General features: G+C 63.0%; 12 protein-coding genes. 8 read left to right on the plus strand and 4 right to left on the minus strand.

Annotated elements, in window-relative coordinates; translation table 11 throughout:
- Positions 1-108: 108 nt before the first annotated feature.
- Positions 109-966, minus strand: a complete 858-nt coding sequence (locus Mal64_RS04460; protein WP_146397454.1) for a PEP-CTERM sorting domain-containing protein — start codon at positions 964-966, stop codon at positions 109-111.
- Between the two features lie 1,511 nt (positions 967-2,477).
- Between Mal64_RS04460 and Mal64_RS04465 the strand changes: the two genes are divergently transcribed.
- The 6 genes from Mal64_RS04465 to Mal64_RS04490 all read left to right on the plus strand — a co-directional run bounded on the left by Mal64_RS04465 (position 2,478) and on the right by Mal64_RS04490 (position 12,233).
- Complete coding sequence (locus Mal64_RS04465; RefSeq protein WP_197525446.1) at positions 2,478-3,563, plus strand: EF-hand domain-containing protein; 1,086 nt, start codon at positions 2,478-2,480, stop codon at positions 3,561-3,563.
- A 241-nt stretch (positions 3,564-3,804) separates the two neighbouring features.
- Positions 3,805-4,752 carry a PEP-CTERM sorting domain-containing protein gene (locus tag Mal64_RS04470; RefSeq protein WP_146397458.1) on the plus strand — a complete coding sequence of 316 codons (948 nt, stop codon included), beginning with the start codon at positions 3,805-3,807 and terminating at the stop codon, positions 4,750-4,752.
- A gap of 329 nt (positions 4,753-5,081) precedes the next feature.
- Positions 5,082-6,809 (plus strand): hypothetical protein, encoded by a 1,728-nt coding sequence (locus tag Mal64_RS04475; RefSeq protein WP_197525447.1) that lies wholly within the window; start codon positions 5,082-5,084, stop codon positions 6,807-6,809.
- Positions 6,810-6,924: 115 nt separating this feature from the next.
- Positions 6,925-7,941 carry a DUF1559 domain-containing protein gene (locus Mal64_RS04480; RefSeq protein ID WP_146397462.1) on the plus strand — a complete coding sequence of 339 codons (1,017 nt, stop codon included), beginning with the start codon at positions 6,925-6,927 and terminating at the stop codon, positions 7,939-7,941.
- 137 nt (positions 7,942-8,078) lie between these two features.
- Positions 8,079-9,788 (plus strand): PQQ-dependent sugar dehydrogenase, encoded by a 1,710-nt coding sequence (locus Mal64_RS04485; RefSeq protein WP_146397464.1) that lies wholly within the window; start codon positions 8,079-8,081, stop codon positions 9,786-9,788.
- Positions 9,789-9,845: 57 nt separating this feature from the next.
- Positions 9,846-12,233 (plus strand): hypothetical protein, encoded by a 2,388-nt coding sequence (locus tag Mal64_RS04490; RefSeq protein ID WP_146397466.1) that lies wholly within the window; start codon positions 9,846-9,848, stop codon positions 12,231-12,233.
- Between the two features lie 45 nt (positions 12,234-12,278).
- On the opposite strand, the gene Mal64_RS04495 is transcribed toward Mal64_RS04490, so the two are convergent.
- Entirely contained in the window at positions 12,279-13,481 is a 1,203-nt protein-coding gene (locus Mal64_RS04495; RefSeq protein WP_146398736.1) for a LamG-like jellyroll fold domain-containing protein, read from the minus strand.
- Between the two features lie 322 nt (positions 13,482-13,803).
- On the opposite strand from Mal64_RS04495, the gene Mal64_RS04500 reads away from it, so the two are divergent.
- Together Mal64_RS04500 and Mal64_RS04505 are read left to right on the plus strand one after the other, a co-directional pair.
- Complete coding sequence (locus Mal64_RS04500) at positions 13,804-14,778, plus strand: NAD(P)-dependent alcohol dehydrogenase (protein ID WP_146397468.1); 975 nt, start codon at positions 13,804-13,806, stop codon at positions 14,776-14,778.
- Between the two features lie 246 nt (positions 14,779-15,024).
- Positions 15,025-15,753, plus strand: a complete 729-nt coding sequence (locus Mal64_RS04505; protein WP_197525448.1) for a DUF3826 domain-containing protein — start codon at positions 15,025-15,027, stop codon at positions 15,751-15,753.
- 177 nt (positions 15,754-15,930) lie between these two features.
- Here Mal64_RS04505 and Mal64_RS04510 read toward each other — a convergent pair whose 3' ends face one another.
- Together Mal64_RS04510 and Mal64_RS04515 are read right to left on the minus strand one after the other, a co-directional pair.
- Positions 15,931-16,464, minus strand: coding sequence for a hypothetical protein (locus Mal64_RS04510; RefSeq protein ID WP_146397472.1), 534 nt, complete (start codon positions 16,462-16,464; stop codon positions 15,931-15,933).
- A 709-nt stretch (positions 16,465-17,173) separates the two neighbouring features.
- Positions 17,174-17,611 carry an ATP-dependent Clp protease adaptor ClpS gene (locus Mal64_RS04515; protein ID WP_197525449.1) on the minus strand — a complete coding sequence of 146 codons (438 nt, stop codon included), beginning with the start codon at positions 17,609-17,611 and terminating at the stop codon, positions 17,174-17,176.
- Positions 17,612-17,826: the final 215 nt, after the last annotated feature.

A 17,826-nucleotide genomic window follows, 5' to 3' on the forward strand; every position in this document is an offset into this window, starting at 1 on the left:
AAAAAAAGCGTCCCCGGCGAGGTTCGCCGGGGACGCTTCGTTCAATCGATCTCATCGCGATGCAGCGCCGCATGGGATAGCGGCGACGGGCATCAGCGATACTTGGCCTCAGCGACGACGGGCGACCAAACCGGCCACAGCGGCCAGCAGGCCGAGCATGGCGGTCGTCGGCTCGGGCACCACGGGGGTGACGTCTCCGAGCGTCGTACCGATGCGGATCTCGTCGATAGCGAAGAAGGCGGCCGGACCGGCGCTATTCGAACCACCCGCGAACACGCGGATCTGGTTGAACAGGTAGTCGTGGTTGTTGCCATCCGCTTGGTTCAACTCCACGTCGGCGACGCCGAGCGGTCCGTCGAGGCTCGGGTTGACCCACATGCGGGCCACGTCGCTGCTGACGCCCGGGCCCTCGCCGTTCGTGTCGTCGGCGACAACGACCTCGAGCAGAATGAAGGCCTGCTCGGTGATCGGCGTGCTCGACTCCTCAAGGAAGTCGCCCGAGCCGTCCGAGAACGCCGCCCAGTTGTACTTCACGTCCGGCGAAGCGGTCGTGGTCTTGCCGGCGCCGAGACGCTCGTCGCCCGTGCTGTGGTGAATCTGGAAGCTGCTGGCGCGGATCACGTTCTCATCGAGCGTGGCGTGCGGCGACTGGCGCAGACCGACGAAGCTGATGTAGTAAGTACCAGCGCCGTAAGCGTCGTCGAGCAGGCGGTAAGAGTTCGAGCCCTCGAAAAGGGCCGAGTTGCCGGTGGTCGTCAGCGAGCCGTAACCGAGGCTTCCCGAGACAACTTCACCGGCGCCCCAGGAGCCGCCCCAGCCATCGCCGCCGTTCTGACCGCTCAGCGCGCCCGGATCGTAGTCGAACCCTTCGTAAGCGAGCAACTCGGCCGAGGCGTCGTTGGTCATGGCCAGCGTGGCGGCGAGCGCCGCAGCGCATGCCGACAGTTTGATGTAACGTCCTATCATTAGAAGTAACTCCAGGTGAAGAGGTGTAACGCCGCGCTATGAGGTCAATGACTGTAAGTCAGTCGGGTCCCCCCCCCTGGGGTCTCGCATCGCTAATCAAAATCAGCTAGATGCGCCCACAGTCGCGACAAAAAAGACTCTCGGTCAAAGATAAGTGCCGCCGTGACCAAGCTTCGTATAGCTGCGGAAACGACCTTTATAAGTTACCTAGGCGTGGCGGGGCTTGTCGACTGGAATAATAATAATTTTGTATATTCTTTCCCACAATTTTGCAGAGCTGTGTGATCCGACCTTGGACGCTACGCGTATGTCCCCGCACGCATAGCGGTAATGGCCCAACAAGCTAAAGAGCATGCCTGGCTTTCAAACAGAAGCGGATTCAATGGCCAATCAGATGAGAAACCGGGGCAGAATGACCAAGCCTTCTGCCGCTGCCCCTGTCCTGTTTCAAGGCTTTGACCGCCCCGCCATAGAAGCATCAATGGAGGGACAAGGGGCACACGCTGCGACGTCTTGCCGGGAGGCATTTTAGGGTTCTCCGCAGCTAACAGCCGCTAAAGCTGTTGATCGCAAATCAGGCCATGCCAGCGGGTCGTTCGTCCCTGACCAGGACTCGACAAGCCCTAAAAGACAGCTCCAAGGCGCCATTCGCCCGAAACGGGAAACGAGGGCCCCTCAGATTGTCTCAATAGGCACTTTTTACCGGGCGTTTTTGCGAGATTTAGGTATTGCGTTTAGATGCCTGCCCAGATTAGTCTGGGGAAGTCGGCTATTGCCGTTCGGCAGCTTCCGCCTAAGGGCGGACCCTGAAGAGCAGCTAACTTTTCGCTTTAGCTCGTCAGATTACGGAACAAAGCGTTCGATGTGCGGCATCCGGTTGGAAATCTCCGGCCGGCATTTCAAGCAACGGCGGATCGACCGCCGCAACACCTATCCAAGCGACTTTGTCGAGGCGCGTACCCAATTCAATCCAGTCAATTAATCCCGTTTGGGGATTCTTGCTGAGTTTTGGTATCGGCCATCACTAAGGTGCGCCATGACTTTGGTGCATGCGCTCCAAGGGTGATGAACAACGGCTTGATTCGCCCCGCTTCGACCAGTCGTTAAGGACACCTTGTTGTCACACACCTTGCGTGTACTGAAGTAGACCCACCCGGCGTAACGACAGCGACTCCTATAGCGGTTCACCGTCTAAAGCACAACCTCGCTCGGCGCACCACGCCGGGCATACCGTGCGTAGAAGTGAAAATTTTCGCCCAATAAACGCTTGCCTAACGAGCGTGTTTGGGAATTTGTAGACATAATCTTTAGAAACACGTAGTTTACATACACAGTGCGGACGCGGGCGGTTGCTCTGCCCACGGACTCTTCCAATTCAGCGATTACGATGACGTTCGGCGTTGTCCTCGGCGGACTTTCCCCTCGCTTACAACCGGTATTCGAACCGGTTGGCTTGCGCGAGGGGAGTCTTCGACCGCAGCGTCGGCTCGGCAATCTGGAGAATGAATTCGATGAAATTGACACCTGCTGTCTTTTGTCTCATGGGCTGCCTGATCGCCTTGGCCCCCACGGGCGCCCGGGCCGACATCCTCGCCTACGAGGGGTTTGATTATCCCGAAGGAAACCTCATCGGCCAGAACGGCGGCTACGGCTGGGATGGCGGCTGGAGCAGCGGCGGCGACGCCGTGGTTGTCGCCGGCAGCCTAGCCTACAACGACGGCTCGACCGACCTGCCGACCTTCGGCAACCATGCCTTGATCGGTGGTGCAAGCGGCTCGGCCTCGCCGGTCCGGAACATGACTTCCAATCTCGGTCTCGAGGCTGGCACCTACTGGATGAGCTTTATCGGTGAGCGGCAAACGCCGCACGAAACCGCGGCCGACAACTTCACGCGAGCCGCCATCTTTCAAGCGCGACTCGGTGGAACCGAGCAATTCAGCGTCGGCAAGTCCACGCGATCGGATGTGGAAGAGTGGGGCGTTTACAGCGGGATCGATATCGATGGCACTTCGGACTACTCCGACATCTCACAATCGGAATTGGTGTTCTCTTTGATCAAGGTGGACATCGTCGGCGGCGATGACGGCGTGATGGACGATTCGCTCAGCGTGTGGTTCAACCCCATACTCGATCCGATGGCGGCTCTCGGCGCTCCTGACGTATCGAACGTCGGCGTCGATGACTACCAATTCGATGGGTTCCGCGTCTTCACGGGTGGCTCAAACGCTTCGGGCCTTTACGCCCAAATGGCGATCGACGAGATCCGCATCGGCACCGAACGCGAAGATGTGGTGACCTCCTTTATCTTCAAGGAAGGCGACACCAACGGCGATGGCGTGGTCAATGCGACGGACCTGACTCCCATCAGGACGAACTACCGCCAGATGGTTGACTTCCGCAGCGAGGGCGACCTGAACGGAGATGGCCAGGTGACTTTCACCGACTTTCGACAGTTCAAGACCGGTCTGCTCGCCGAAGGGGGTTCGCTCTCGGAACTGAACATCAGCTTCCTCAGCGTGCCCGAGCCAGCCACATGGTGCCTCGCAGCAATCGCTGGTTTATTGCTCAGCCGGCGCGGCGTGAAGTCTTTGCAGTAACCGCTGACCTGTATCGGAGGCTCCTCCAGAGCGATCGCTTTAATTCGTTTGCTAGAGGCGTCTTCTGCTGTGAACTCGATAACCCAGAGCTGTAGCACCCCAATGCATTCAGCTTTCTGATAGTGAACTCGATCAAATTTACGAATGACACCAATCGTTGCGTGACCCGTACAACTCAGCCTCCAGGTTAAGCTGGGCTCCGCTACCCACGGAAACACGCATCTCAACGAGGAAACCGACAATGACCATCAACTGGCAAAACTCCTTGTTCACGGCTGGGACGCGGGCGCTTGTATTCGCCATCGCAACGCTTTTCATGGCGTCTATCGCTCATGCGACCGTCACGGTCACCGACCCCACCGCGACGTTGCCCGACCCGATGGGCGAAGACGTGTCGGTTTACACCCACAACCCTTACGACGAGGGTAAAAGCACTGCCGCACGCAATATCGCCACGACGGGCGATGGCCAGCGCAACCTCCGGCAGACCTTCCAATTGAGCGACACGATCAACGTGGGAGAGATCATCCTGTCGCTCCACGTCGAAAGGCCGTCCGATGGTCTGAATCTTCGCATCTACGAAGTGGAGGATATCGCGGCGGCGTCTTGGAGCCCTTCGGGCGCGCCGATCTACCAATTCAGCTTCGAAGAGCTCATCAACACAACGGACTGGATGAGCATCGCGTTCTCCGGCGGTGATGTCTTCACGCTCGAGCAGCGCGACACGGGCACCCAAGGCTACGGTTTTGAGTTCTCCGACGCACAGAACGCCAACGGCGCCAACCTGGGCGCCATTCGTTACAACAACGACGGCATGGACGCTTACGCCGCAGGATCATGGTACCCCGAGGGGGGTGGGAGAGAAGCTTCGCGTGACATGGGTCTCTACATCATCGGCACGGCTGCGGAGTCGGGCCTTCCCGGCGATGTCGACGGAAGCGGCGTCATCGACCTTGCTGACCTGCAACTCATCGCCGATCACTTCCGTCAGGGAGTCTCCTCACGTGCGGAGGGAGACCTCACCAACGACGGGTTTGTGGACTTTGACGACTTCGACCAGTGGAAACAGAATTACGGCGGCTCGCTCGCTGAGGTGAACCTCAATTTCCTCAGTGTCCCAGAGCCGGCCGCCCTGTCGCTGCTGTTTGCCATGGCTGGCTTGCTGACCTTGCTGCGTCGCAGCCGCTGAAGCCCGCAGCGATCGCTCAATTGCTGCTAGACCAACTCTTCTTCCAAGAGAACCCCGGCAGTATTACCACAATTACGACTCACCCGAACCTGACGGCAACTTTGATGGAATACCTCATCCAACACGTTCCCTGCTCTCGCCTTCGGAACGCTATTTGTGTGGTTGGGACTCTGGCCGCTTGCTTGCTTGCATTTAGCCCGGTAGCCCAAGCACAAACCCAATACACGTTCCGGAATCCGAATTCCAACGTCAATCCATTGCCGGCGCCCGCCGGCCCGGATGGCGACTACAACGATCCGGACAACTGGTGGGAAAGCCCCTCCCCGGGGGTGCATAACAATTTCGTCCCCGACGTGTCGTTCGACGAACAAGCCTTCATCGAGCATGGCGGAGTCGCCTACCTCGACGAGCAGGCGGATGGCGATCCCACCCGTGTGGTGGTCGGCAACGCTGGAGGATCCACGGGCGGCCTCGAGATCCGCAATGGTGGCGTCCTGAATATCGTGATCGGAGCGAGTTCGCCCGGTGAACTCACGATTGGCAACACCAGCGGTAACTCGACGAGTTCGGTCACCATCCTTCCGGGAGGCACCCTCACCGCAGAGGGGGGCATCTCACTCCGCGCGGGAGATAACAACATCCTTCGCGTCGGCGACACCAGCGGCGCCGCTGCGAACCTCGAATCGCTCGGCAATTCCTCAGTGACGCTCCGCGCTCTCACTCAGGTGTACCCCAACGCCAATTTCACGACGGGCGGCAACGTCTCGTTTAGTGATTCGAGCACTTACCAGGTCGAGGTGATGGGAGCCAGCTCGAACGGCTCGATCTCAGCAGGCGTCAACGCCAACCTGAACGGCATGCTCAACCTCAACTTCAACGGACACACGCCCGCCGCCGGCGAGTCATGGTCCGTTATGCAAGCCAATAATATTTTTGGCGATTTCGACTCCTACACGACCAACGTGCCCCTCGCCACCAACGAAACCGTGGTGCTGTCGCAGTCCGATTTGGGTGGCGGACGTACCTCGCTCAACGCCTCGATCGAAGAGGTTCTCGTGTTGCAGGTGAACCGCAACACCGGTGCGATGACGATCACGCATCCCGGCTCCACGTCGATCGCGTTCGACGGCTACTTCGTCGGCTCGGACGAGGGCGCCCTCGTGGACAACGCCAGCGAGTGGACCAGCCTCAACGAGTCGGGCCAATACGGCGCTGACTGGGTCGAGACCGCGCAAACCGCTAACAACATCGCCGAGTTGAAAGTTGGCGCCGACGCCACGTTCAGCGGCGACATCGCGCTCGGCAACCTCTACGACGCTCTCGCGGGGGACTTTGGCCAGTCGAACGAGAATCTGTCGTTCGGTTACCGCCGCGCTTCGGACGGCACCGAGTTCCCCGGCGTGGTGGAATACGTGGGCGACAAGATCAACTCGCTTGTGCTCTACGTTGACCCGACCGGCTCGGGCGACGCGATCCTCCGCAACGCCTCGGACACCGCGGTGCAGATCGACGGTTACGAGATCCTCTCGGACGAAGGCTCGCTCTCCACGGCCGGCTGGGACAGCCTTGACGATCAGGATGACCAGGCGAACGATTGGCTAGAGGCGCTCGACATCAGCTCGAACCTGCTCGCCGAATTCGACTCGGAGGGTTTCACCGAGCTCGCCCCGGGGGCGACGTTCAACCTCGGCCCGCTGTTTAGCGGTGGCGCCCAAGACCTCGATTTCAACTTCTTGATGATGGGTCAAGAGGACGGTATGGCTGGTGTGGTGCTCTACGAGGCCTTCGCCACCCCCGGTGACTACGACCAAGACGGCGACGTCGACATGGACGACTACGACTTCTGGGTCGCTCACTTCAACGAGTCGAATGGCATTGGCCTGCAAGCCGACGGCAACCTGAACGGGGTGGTCGACGCCGCCGACTTCACGGTCTGGCGCGACAACCTGCAAGAGATGGCTAGCTCGTCGAATTCGACGTCGATACCCGAGCCCGCTGCAGCTCTGCTGAGCTTGATGGCGATCGTGGCTGCGGGCGCCGCCCGGCGTCGCGGCTGAGGCGGCACGGATACTTTGCGGCCAGCAACGGCCAGGAACAGGCAACCACGCCCGCGACCAGCGGGCAATCATTTCTAAGAGGTACGGAAAAGTGTTAAACGCCGGAGGCTACGGAATGTCAAAATCGACCCAAAGGGGCTTCACGCTGGTGGAGCTGCTAGTGGTGATCGCCATTATCGGCATCTTGGTGGCGTTGCTGTTGCCGGCCGTGCAGTCGGCACGCGAGGCCGCTCGACGCTCGCAGTGCTTGAACAACTGCAAGCAGCTGGGGCTGGCGGTGCACATGTACCACGACGCGACTAAACACTTGCCCCCGAGCCGGATCGATCCGAATGGTCGAATGACATGGGCCGCCGTGATCTTGCCCTACATGGAGGCTGGTAATATCGCCGATCTGATGGACATCAACGACGTGTTCGATAACCAATCCCAGCAGTTCCGATTCGCGCCGGTCGCAACTTTCTTGTGCCCGTCCCGGTCGCATGAACCGTCTCTGAATTATCTCGATAGCGAGCAAATCCCCAACCTGGTCAGCCCAACGGGAGCACCTGTCACTGTCACTGGCAGCGGCTCGGAGAAGGGGATCCGTGGTGATTACGCGTGTATTAGTAGCACGTGGCGTCATGCGAAAGGGAAGTACCCAGAGTACCTCGACGGCGCGATTGTTCAGCGTAAGGAAGTAGGAGACCGTTTTGTAGATCGCCTTTCGCTGTCGAAGATCAGCGACGGCACCTCGAACACACTTATGCTGGGCGAGAACTCCAATTGGATGTCACTCAGCGTGTCAATCTACAACGGCGACTTCAACCCGGGGTCGATCTTGGGCACCGCTGCTCCCACACATGTTTTTTCACTCTTCCCCGGCGGAACGCGTGGCGTTCCCTCGGATCTGAGAAATTCCATCCAGGGCGGTGGGATTGCCCAGGATAAGTGGCAGTACCAGTCGGATGATTGTGACCCTGACGCCAGCGGTGGTTGCCGTGCGTGGTTTGGTAGTGATCACGTGGGGATCGTGAACGTCACGCTCTGCGACGGCAGTAGCCGATCGATGAAGAAGGACGCCGACCTAGCTTTCCTTGAGGATTTCGTCACCCGCGCGGGGGAAGAAGTCGTTAACACCAGTGACCTATGAGGCTTCGTGCTCTCCCCGGATGAATCCGGGCGATCGCACTGGGCGCGTCTACTCCTAAGACACACAGCATTTGAGCTTCTCAGCGGCAGCGATCCGACTCGGATCGCTGCCGCTAGCGCACCCCGGAACAGGCGAACATGACCTCTATTTCTTCACGCGTGGCTTTGAGCCTCGCGATCGTTGTCTCTGTGCTTTCAGTCCGTTCGGCGGATGCGCAGGTCGTGCCGGCGATTGTTCCAGGCCTGACGGTCGAGATCGCCGACATCATCCAGATGCCCAACACGCAAGGGCAGGGTCAGGAAGACAGCCGGTCGGGCAATAACGTCGCGCGGATCAACTTCCTGCGCGAAGACCCGAGCGATTCGAGCAACTGGTTTATCAACGATCTGCGTGGCCAGATTTACCGCGTCGACCCGGCCGCCCAGCAGATCGAGACTTATCTCGACGTCGACACGGTGTTCGACGACTTCATCATCGGCGATGGCGGTTTGTCGACCGGCCTGATCACGCTGACGATGCACCCGGACTTCGCCACGAACGGCAAGTTCTACACGATCCACGAGGAGAAGGCGTCGGGCAACCCGTCGACGCCCGACTTCCAGGCCATTGGCAACGCGGGCAACATCAGCAATGGCCAGCACGGCGTGGTGGTCGAGTGGACCGCCTCGGACCCCATGGCCAGCACGTTTAGCGGCACGCATCGCGAGATGATGCGGATCGCTCAGCCGTCGGGCAACCTGCACAACATGGGTGACATCGGCTTCAACCCCCATGCGACCGACCCGAGCCACCCCGATTACGGCATCATGTACCTCGCCGGCGGCGACGCCGGCTACGACTCAGAGGGCAAGGGAAGCGACCAGGCCCGCGAGTTGAGCTCGATCTTCGGCAAGATCTTGCGGATCGATCCTTCCGGCAACAACAGCGCGAACGGCCAGTACGGCGTGCCGACCGACAACCCGTACGCTTCGGACGGCGACGCCAACACGCTCGGCGAGATCTACGCCAGCGGTTTCCGCAACGCCCACCGCATCATGTGGGATATGGACACTGAGACCTTCCTCACGACCGACATCGGTCAAGGTTCGGTTGAAGAGATCAACATCCTCGAGTCGGGCGGCGACTACGGCTGGGACAAGTACGAAGGCACGTTCACCCGCGGCGGAGGCATCGTGCCGCGCGGCGGCGACGTCGGTTACGTCTGGCCTGCCGCTCAATACGACCACGCTGACGGCTTCGCGATCGCAGGCGGTTTCGTCTACCGAGGCGAGCAGATCCCTCAGCTCGAGGGCAAGTTCATCTACGGCGACATCCGCAACGGCCGGATTTACTACAGCGACCTCGACGAGTTGATCGCCGCCCACACCGACGACGACTTCCTCGCCACCGCCACGGTCTACGAGCTTTTTCTCACGCAGGACCGCGAGCCGGTCTCGCTCGAGAGCCTCGTGATCGAGTCGCGTGGCCTCAACTCGCTACCGAACAACCGCGTCGACTTGCGGTTCGCGCAAACCTCCGACGGCGAGATCTATCTCACCACCAAGCAGGACGGCTGGGTACGCCAACTCGTGGGCAACGCCCACCTGGGCGACTACAACAAGGACGGCCTCGTCGACGCCGCCGACTTCACCGTGTGGCGTGACACGCTCGACATGACCGGCTCGAACCTAGCCGCCGACGGCAACGGCAACGGCGTGATCGACATGGGAGACTACGACGTGTGGGTCGCCAACTTCGGGATGTCGGCGCCGGGTCTCGCGACCTCGACCGCCGTGCCTGAGCCCACCGGCGCCGTGCTGCTGCTGGGAGCCGCCTTGGCTTGGCGTCAGCAGCGTCGCCGCCGGTAATCACGCCTAAGATCGGGCTCGACCCCGAAGCCCCGAGCCTATAGGCCAGACCGACGAATGACGTCTACTTTCTGCTACCGTTGCTTGCCCGCCGCTGGCCTCAAGCACGCTTTGCTGATCGCGTCGCTGCTGATCACGCCCTGCTCTTTAGCCGTGGCGCAAACCATCAAGGCTTTCCCTCAGGCCGAGGGCTTTGGCGCCGAGTCCGCCGGAGGTCGTGGCGGCGACGTCTACCACGTCACTAAGCTGAACGACGACGGCTCGTCGGGCACGCTGCGGCACGGGATCGAGTCGGCGCCCAGTTCGGGCCGGACGATCGTCTTCGACGTCGGCGGCTGGATCGACATCAACAGCAAACTCGGCGTCGACACGCACAAACGCAACATCACGATCGCCGGGCAGACCGCGCCCGGTGGGATCGGCGTTCGCGGGCACCAGTTCTCGGTCGGCGGCGACGACATCGTCGTGCGTCACATGCGTTTCCGACCGGGCAAGGACTCGGGCCGCAACGATTCGGTCAACACGAACAACAACGCCGAGCGGGTGATCTACGACCACGTGTCGGCCGGCTTCAGTTACGACGAGAACTTCTCGGTACAGGGGACCAATGTGACCCTGCAGTACAGCACGGTCTCCCACGGCTTGCACGATCACTCGGCGGGATCGCTGCTCGAGAACGCCCGCAGCGTTTCGATGCACCACAACCTCTACGCGCACAACGGCACACGGAACCCCAAGCACCGTGTGTACGACACGCTCGATTGGGTCAACAACGTCGTCTACAACTGGAACTCGCGGGCCTTCTACATGCAGGGCACCGACAGCGACGGATTCTACTGGACCTCGAACATCGACGGCAATTACTTCATCGCCGGTCCGAACCACAGCGGCAGGAATCCTCTGAGCGGCGGTTCAGTGGACGATTACGGCACCTGGTGGGGCGTGAACGCCTACGACTCGGATCGAGACAGCGATCACGACGGCCAGGACTACGCCTTTGGCGGGCGGGGTTTCGGCAGCGTGTCGAGCGCCTTGTCGACCTGGAGCGACACCCCCTACCCCGTGGCGGACGAGATCTGGAAAGACGCCTCGACCGACGCCGCTTACGAGCGGGTGCTCAGCGAGTTCGGCGCCACGCCGTGGGACCGCGACGAGGTCGACCAGCTGCTCGAGTCGAACGTCATCAACCGCAACGGCAGCCAGATCTCTCACGAGAATCAGCTGGTCGCTTTCGGCGTGTCGAACGGCGGCTTTGGAACGTTGGGCGGTGAGCCGGCGAAGCTCGACAGCGACGGCGACGGCATCCCCGACGCCTGGGAGGAGAAGCACGGCACCAACGTGTACATCGCTAACAACAACGGCGACTTCGACGCGGACGGCTTCACGGACCTCGAAGAGTACCTGAACGACATCGCCGCGTTCAAAGCGGTCGGCCCGATCGAGTTCACCGGCTCGGGCCGCTACGCCGCTTGGCAGAATTGGGCCCGCCGCTGGGAGCCCTCGCGGCTCGACGAGGTTCACATCGACACGGGGGTCGCGACCGTCGACGCCGTGGGGCAAAAAGCGGGCACGCTGCGGATCGGATCGGCGACGGGAACGAGTGCGGAGCTGGGCGTCGCGAGTGGTTGGCTGGAAGTGACCGACGACCTTCAGGTCGGACCCCTGGGGCAGGGGGTGGTCACTCAAACGGGAGGCGAGGTGCGGGTGCTGGGCGGCGGCGTTCACATCGAGAACGGCGCCTACACCCTCACCGGCGGCGACCTCGCCACCCCCGCGATCACGCAAGGAGCGGGGGGGGCGTTCACGTTCTCTGGGGGTCGATTGAAGACGGGCGTCGTGGGGTTCGACCTCCAGAACGAGGGGGGCGCGTTCTCACCGGTCGACGCGTCGACCGTCAGCAGCGTGGGCCAAGCCCTCGTGCAGGGCGACCTCACCCTCACCGCGGGCGTGCTCGAGATCGAGATCGCCTCGGACGATCTTTCCGACTCTCTCGCGGTTGACGGGCTCGCCACGCTGGGAGGGAGCCTGGAGGTCGCCTTCGCTCGCGGCTACAGCCCCGAGTCGGGCAGCTGGCTGCTGATGACCGCCGCGGAGGGCTTCGCCGGCGCGTTCGCCGAATTGCCGACCGGCTTTGCCGTCCGCCAGCAAGGCAGCGAGCTCTTCCTCGAGCTGGGCGTCGAGACGCTCACCGGCGACTACAACGGCGACGGCGTGGTCGGCGCCGCCGACTTCACCGTGTGGCGCGACTCGTACCTGCAGAACGTTCCAGCCGGCAGCGGCGCCGATGGCGACGGCAACGGCGTGGTCAACGAGCTCGACTACGTCCTGTGGGTCCAGCACTTCGGCGACACGCTCGACGAGCCGTCTGCTTCGGTCCCCGAGCCGACCGCTCTGGGTCTGGCGGTGATGGGGCTGCTCGCCGCCCGCCGCCGTTTCCGCCGCTGAGCATTCTCTTACTCTGTTCGCCAAACCGCCTTCGGATCTACCGCACTACGGCTTGCGACGTTTCCGCGTGACGCCCCAAACGCCTACTGCTAAAAGAGCCCCAGCCGAAGGCTCCGGCGTCGACTGCCCCTGCGAGGCGCTGCTCGGCGATGGCCACGACTTGCCGAAGTTGTCGAGCCACAGGTCGTAGTCGAGCTCGTTGACCACGCCGTTGTTGTCGCCGTCGGCCCGCAGGTCTCCCGAATGGTCGCGGGTGTCGCGCCACACCGTGAAGTCGGCGGCGTCGACAACGCCGTCGCCGTTGTAATCGCCCGGCTGGCCGCTGAGTCCCAGGTACAACCCACGAACCTCGCGTGGGTAGACCACGCGATTGAAGAAGGTCAACTCGTCGATCCGCCCGTTGAACGGGTTCTGCTCCTGCGAGTTGTTCGGATGGCTGCCGCCGATCTTGATGCCCGCCGGGTTGGTCGGCGAGGTGTGGTTGGTCTCTTCCGGATCGAGATCCCAGTTGTCGGTTTGCGGCTGGTCGGCGGCGAGCGCTAAGCCGTTCTTGTAGAGAAAGATCTCCCCCTGATCGAAATCAAAGGTGGCCGTCAGGTGCGTCCACTCGCCGGGCGGCATCACCACGTGCCAATCGTCGACCGTCGAAACGCGACCCGATCCACTCTGGTCGTCGAGCCGGCGTCCGAGGCCGACCACCTTGCCGCCGATTACCTCGAGCAAGGCCCGCACACCGTGGCCGTCGACCCCCACGCCGCCGTCGTCTCCCCGCAACAACCCGGCCAGGCCGAAGGCGTTGAACGTGTCGAACGGGTCGCCGCTGTTGGTATTGGGGCTCGGGTTGTCGCCCACATCGCCGAGCGGCTTGAACCAGCCGGCGATCGTGACGCCGGTCACGTGGTTAGACCCACCCAGGGTCGATTCGGCGGAGGAATCGAAGAAAACACCCGCCTTCCAGTCGTCGTTCGGCCCGCTGTTGTTCTGACGGGTCTCGAGCGCGTAGACGCTGCCGCCCCAAGCGCCGTCGATCACACGCGGGGCGCCATTCAGCAGCTGGATCGGCGTGGCGTCGAGCCCCAGGTCGAGTTCGGTCGCCGAGCCGGGGTCGCCCCCTTGGGGGTCGTCGAACGTGTAGTGGTTGATGAGATGCGGTTGGAGAGCGGCGGGCACACCGGCAGACGCCATCGCAGCTCCCCCAAGTAGCAGGGCGGGGACGGCGACCAACAAACGGACCGAAAGGCGAGGCATCAAGGTAGTTCCGTAGCGAGGGCCCGGGGGCGAACGAGACCCTTATTATAGCTCGGCAACGGTCCGCCGTTGAGGGATTGGCCCCTCGCCCGCCGAGCCAAATGCCGACGACGCCTGCATCGGCCGACTTGCATGCTCGCAGCACCTTCGCGAGTCGCAACCCGCGGGCGTCGAGCGACAAGTGCTTGGCTGGCGAGGCGATAGGGGTTATACCGAGGAAGTTCCCTCCCCGTGCGTCGCTCCCCCGCCCCCCGCGACGCCAGCACTGCCCCCCGCCATCACTGCCCCCGCCAGCTCCCCCCACTCTCAAGAAGGGACCGCCATGCGCGCCGCCGTTTACACCGAGTACGGGCCCCCCGAGGTTGTGCGGGTCATCGACGTCAACAAGCCGACCGTCGGCAAAGGCGAGATGCTCGTTCGCGTCCACGCCACCACCGTCAACTCGGCCGACTGGCGGTTCCGCGCCGCAAATCCGTGGCTCATCCGGCTATTCAATGGGCTGCTCAGCCCCAAGAACCAAGTGCTCGGTGTCGAGCTCGCGGGCGTGGTGGAGGAGGTCGGCGAACCGACCAACGGCTCGCCGCCGCGGTTCAAGCCGGGCGACTGGGTCTTTGGCGAGGTGGCCAACCATGGAATGGGGGCCCACGCCGAGTACAAGCGCCTTAGCCAAGACGCCCCGCTCGTCGCTACACCGGCGGGCCTCGACCACCACGAGGCGGTCGCCACCCCCTTCGGCGCCCTCGCCGCCATCGTCTTCTTGCGCGACAAGGCGAAGCTGCAGCCGGGTGAGCGGGTGCTGGTCAACGGCGCGTCGGGCGCCGTCGGCGTGTTCTGCGTGCAGATCGCCAAGCTGCTCGGCGCCGAGGTCACGGCCGTCACCAGCACCAAGAACCTCGAGCTCGTCCGCTCGCTCGGCGCCGACCACGCGGTCGACTACACCCAAGGTCCCGCCCTGGCCGACGGCGAGCGCTACGACCTGATCATCGACACGGTCGGCCTGCTCGACACGGGCCATTGCCTCGCCGCTCTCACGCCCAAAGGGCGGTTCCTGCCGGTCGCCTTCGGGCCGAGCCACATGCTGCGTTCGATCTTCAACCGGCTGACCGGCGGCCGGCCCGTGTTGTGCAACGTGGCCGAGGCCACGCTCGAAAACACCGAGCAGCTGGCCGCCTGGCTCGCCGAGGGCAAGCTCCGGCCGGTTATCGACCACCGGGCGCCGCTCGACGATATCAGCGAGGCCCATCGCTACGCCGAGGCGGGCCACAAGGTTGGCGCCGTCGTGATCGACGTCGCATGAGCGAGCCGAGGCGGCGGCTCGAGCAACGCTGACGACACGTAGTTTCCAGTTCGGTGAACTGTGGCGCCGCGCCGTCTCAAAACGAGCCGTGCTGCGGCTCTGCGGCGCGCTTCTGGGCGGAGTATGCGTGGGGTGCTCGTTGTAGAATGGGGGGGAATCGATCATCCTCTTCCCCCCGTTCTTCTATCTCGCAATCGGAGTCCATCTGTGCGAAACAGCCGCGTCTTAGCCTCATTTACCCTTGCGATGGCGTCGGCCGTCGTCGCGCTCGCCGCTAGCCCCGCCCTCGCCGACACGGCCGCCATGGTCGCCGCCCGCTCGCAGGCCGCCATCGACGGCGATCAGCCCCCCAGCTGGTGGGACGCCTCGCTGCCCGACGAGGTTCAACGCGATGTCGACCGCAAGGGAAAGCAACTGGCCGAGCGGCTGGGTCTCGACGACCCGTCGAAGACCGACGCGGTCGCCAAACTGGTGAGCGACCACTACGGCAAGGTCTGGGCGTGGCACCAAGGGATCGACCCCGAACTCGACGCCGCCTGGGACGCCTGGGACGCCGCCCGCGACAACACGGGCGGCAAGGAGAAGGACGAACTCAAAGCGCTCACCGTGATGACCGAGCAGATCGACCCGATCTACGCCGAGTTCGCCCCGCAGATCGACAACCTCATCGACGGCCTCAACGAGCTGGTCGGCGAGGAGAAGACCATCGACCTGCTCGACCGCGTCACCCGTTCGCCCGGCGCCCCACGCACCTACAACGCCTACGTCGAGATGGTCCCGCAGATGACCGACGAGGAGAAGGCGATCATCTGGGACCGCATGGCCCAGGCGCGGCGCGACTCGATGGCGGCTTGGAGCGACAAGCGAGTGGTGAAGATCTTCAAGAAGTACAAGGTCCGCAACGAGTTCTCGCTCGACTACTTCGGCTACGGCTACCAGAAGCATTACCGCGCGTGGATCAACAGGAACAAGTGAGCCTATCGGCCCTTAGCGATTGACCTATAGCCCCGGCTCACGCGCAGTAGCGCGTGAGCCGGGGCTTTTTCGTTGCTCGGCGCCGGCGACCGATCGGCTCCCGCGCACGCCACGAACGAAAAACGCGAGCCGGCTTGAGCCGGCTCGCGTGGAGTGGTTCGTGGTTCGCTTCGCGCCTCAGCGGCGGCGGGTCGTCCACATCGCCATGGGCGCCAGGAGCAACGCGCTGGCCGGTTCGGGGACGGTGAGAGCGAAGCCCTGCAAGCCGCCGCCCGGGGCGGGGAACAGGTCGGTGGCGATCACCAGAGCGTCGACGCGGGGGGCGTCGATCTCGACCAGGTTCTGGATCTCGAAGCCGACCTCCGATACGACCAAGTCGATAAAGACAGGCTCGAAGTCCTCGAACAGCAGCTCAGGGAACGCGTCGAAGTCGATGTCGTCCGCCTCGGTGAAGAGCTGGCCGAGGATCGTCATCTCGAGCGTGAGATTGCCGAAGGTGGGGCTGAGCACTTCGTCGCCGAAGAAGACGAAGCTCGGGTCGTAGCTGATCGAGCCGACGCCAATCTCGCCGTCGTAGGGACCGCCCAAGATCTCGACCGTCCAAGGGACCGTGACCTCACCGATCGGGGCACCGGCCGAAGCGGGCGATACGCAGCTGGCCGCAACCGCCAGAGTGGCGATGGCGAGGCCGAAGAACGATTTCCGGGTCATTAGGCTGGCTCGAAGGTGGGGCGTTTCTGGAGGGGTTGATCGGCGAGGCCGGATGGTTGGGTACGAGTTTAACCCGAACTGGGGTGAATCCGTCAAGGATTTACCGATTGGCGATTCTGTAACGGCCGATATCGCCGCTGGATGCCGCTGGCGAAAAGGCGGCGCGGCCAAGAATGGTTGCCGAGTCCGCGCCGCGAGCGTTCTGTGAGAGTTTTTGAGGGGGCGGACCCCGAAGAACACGCCCGAAAAACGCAGCGGCGGGGGGTAGAATGGCTGGTTCTTCTGCTATTGCGCAGGGGGCGGGGGCGAAAACGACCCCCTGCGGCGCCCAATTATCTTTGTAGCAGGCGTTTTACCTAATTTCGACAATCGCTTTTGGGCCAGCGCGCAGCAGCGATTCTTGGCCGCGCGCTGCTTTGTTGTAAGTCTCTTCTGTGCTGGGTTTTAGGTCCGCGTCGCGGGGCCCCTTGGGCGGGCCGATTCTTGTGGCATTTTGCCGGCTTGCGTTTTTGAGCGCTCCATCGAGGGGAGGGACCACGACGGAGCGAAGGAACGACGTGCGAGCGAGAGATGAGAGGGGAGAGAGGCATAAGAGCGGGCCGGGGTTGCAGCCGCGGGCTGATGAGCCGCTCGCCCTCACACGGATCCGCGGCTGGCGGCGCTTTGCAGCGGACCTGCCGGCCGTGGGCCGCCCTGCTGGGGGAGTGCGTCAGGTCGGGGTGGTTGGCTCGACGCTCACGCTGAGCGGCTGCGCCCCGCGGCTGGCGGTGAGCGGGTCGGCGCCGCACGCCTCGAGTTGCTCGGCCTTGAGCTCGGCCAGCTCGCGTGTGCCGGTCCAAACGCGGGCTTTGCCGCCGAAGTGGACCCGCATCATCAGCCAGGTCGCCCGCTGCGCGGTGTAGCCGAACACCTTGCGAAGGGCGCCGACGACGAACGGCATCGAGTTGAGGCTGTCGTTGTGCAGCACAACGGCGTAGGGGGGCTGCTTCTTGGTCTTCTTCTTTTGCTTGGGCCGCACCACCGTAGCGGCGGCCGGCGTGGAGTCAGACGCCGACTCGTCCAGCGCGGGGGCGTCCCACCCGTCGGGCGGGGCCATGGGGTCGTCGGGCGGGGCCACGGGGGCTTCGGCTTCTTTGGTTCCGGGCATGGCGCCTTGGTTAGGATCGGAGGCTAAGTACGGATCGGAGACCAGATTCGGATCGGAAGCCAGCTCGTATCAATAGCCGGCCAAGCACGCCCCGATTTTAAAGCGAATCGCGCCGATGTGAAGCGTTTTCGGCTGCGTGAGTCGGCGCCGACAGGGCGAAAGAGACGCGGCGGCCAGGGGCCGTGCGTTCTAGCGAAGAAAGGGCGCCCTGGTGG

The organism is Pseudobythopirellula maris (assembly GCF_007859945.1).
Taxonomy (GTDB): Bacteria; Planctomycetota; Planctomycetia; order Pirellulales; family Lacipirellulaceae; genus Pseudobythopirellula; species Pseudobythopirellula maris.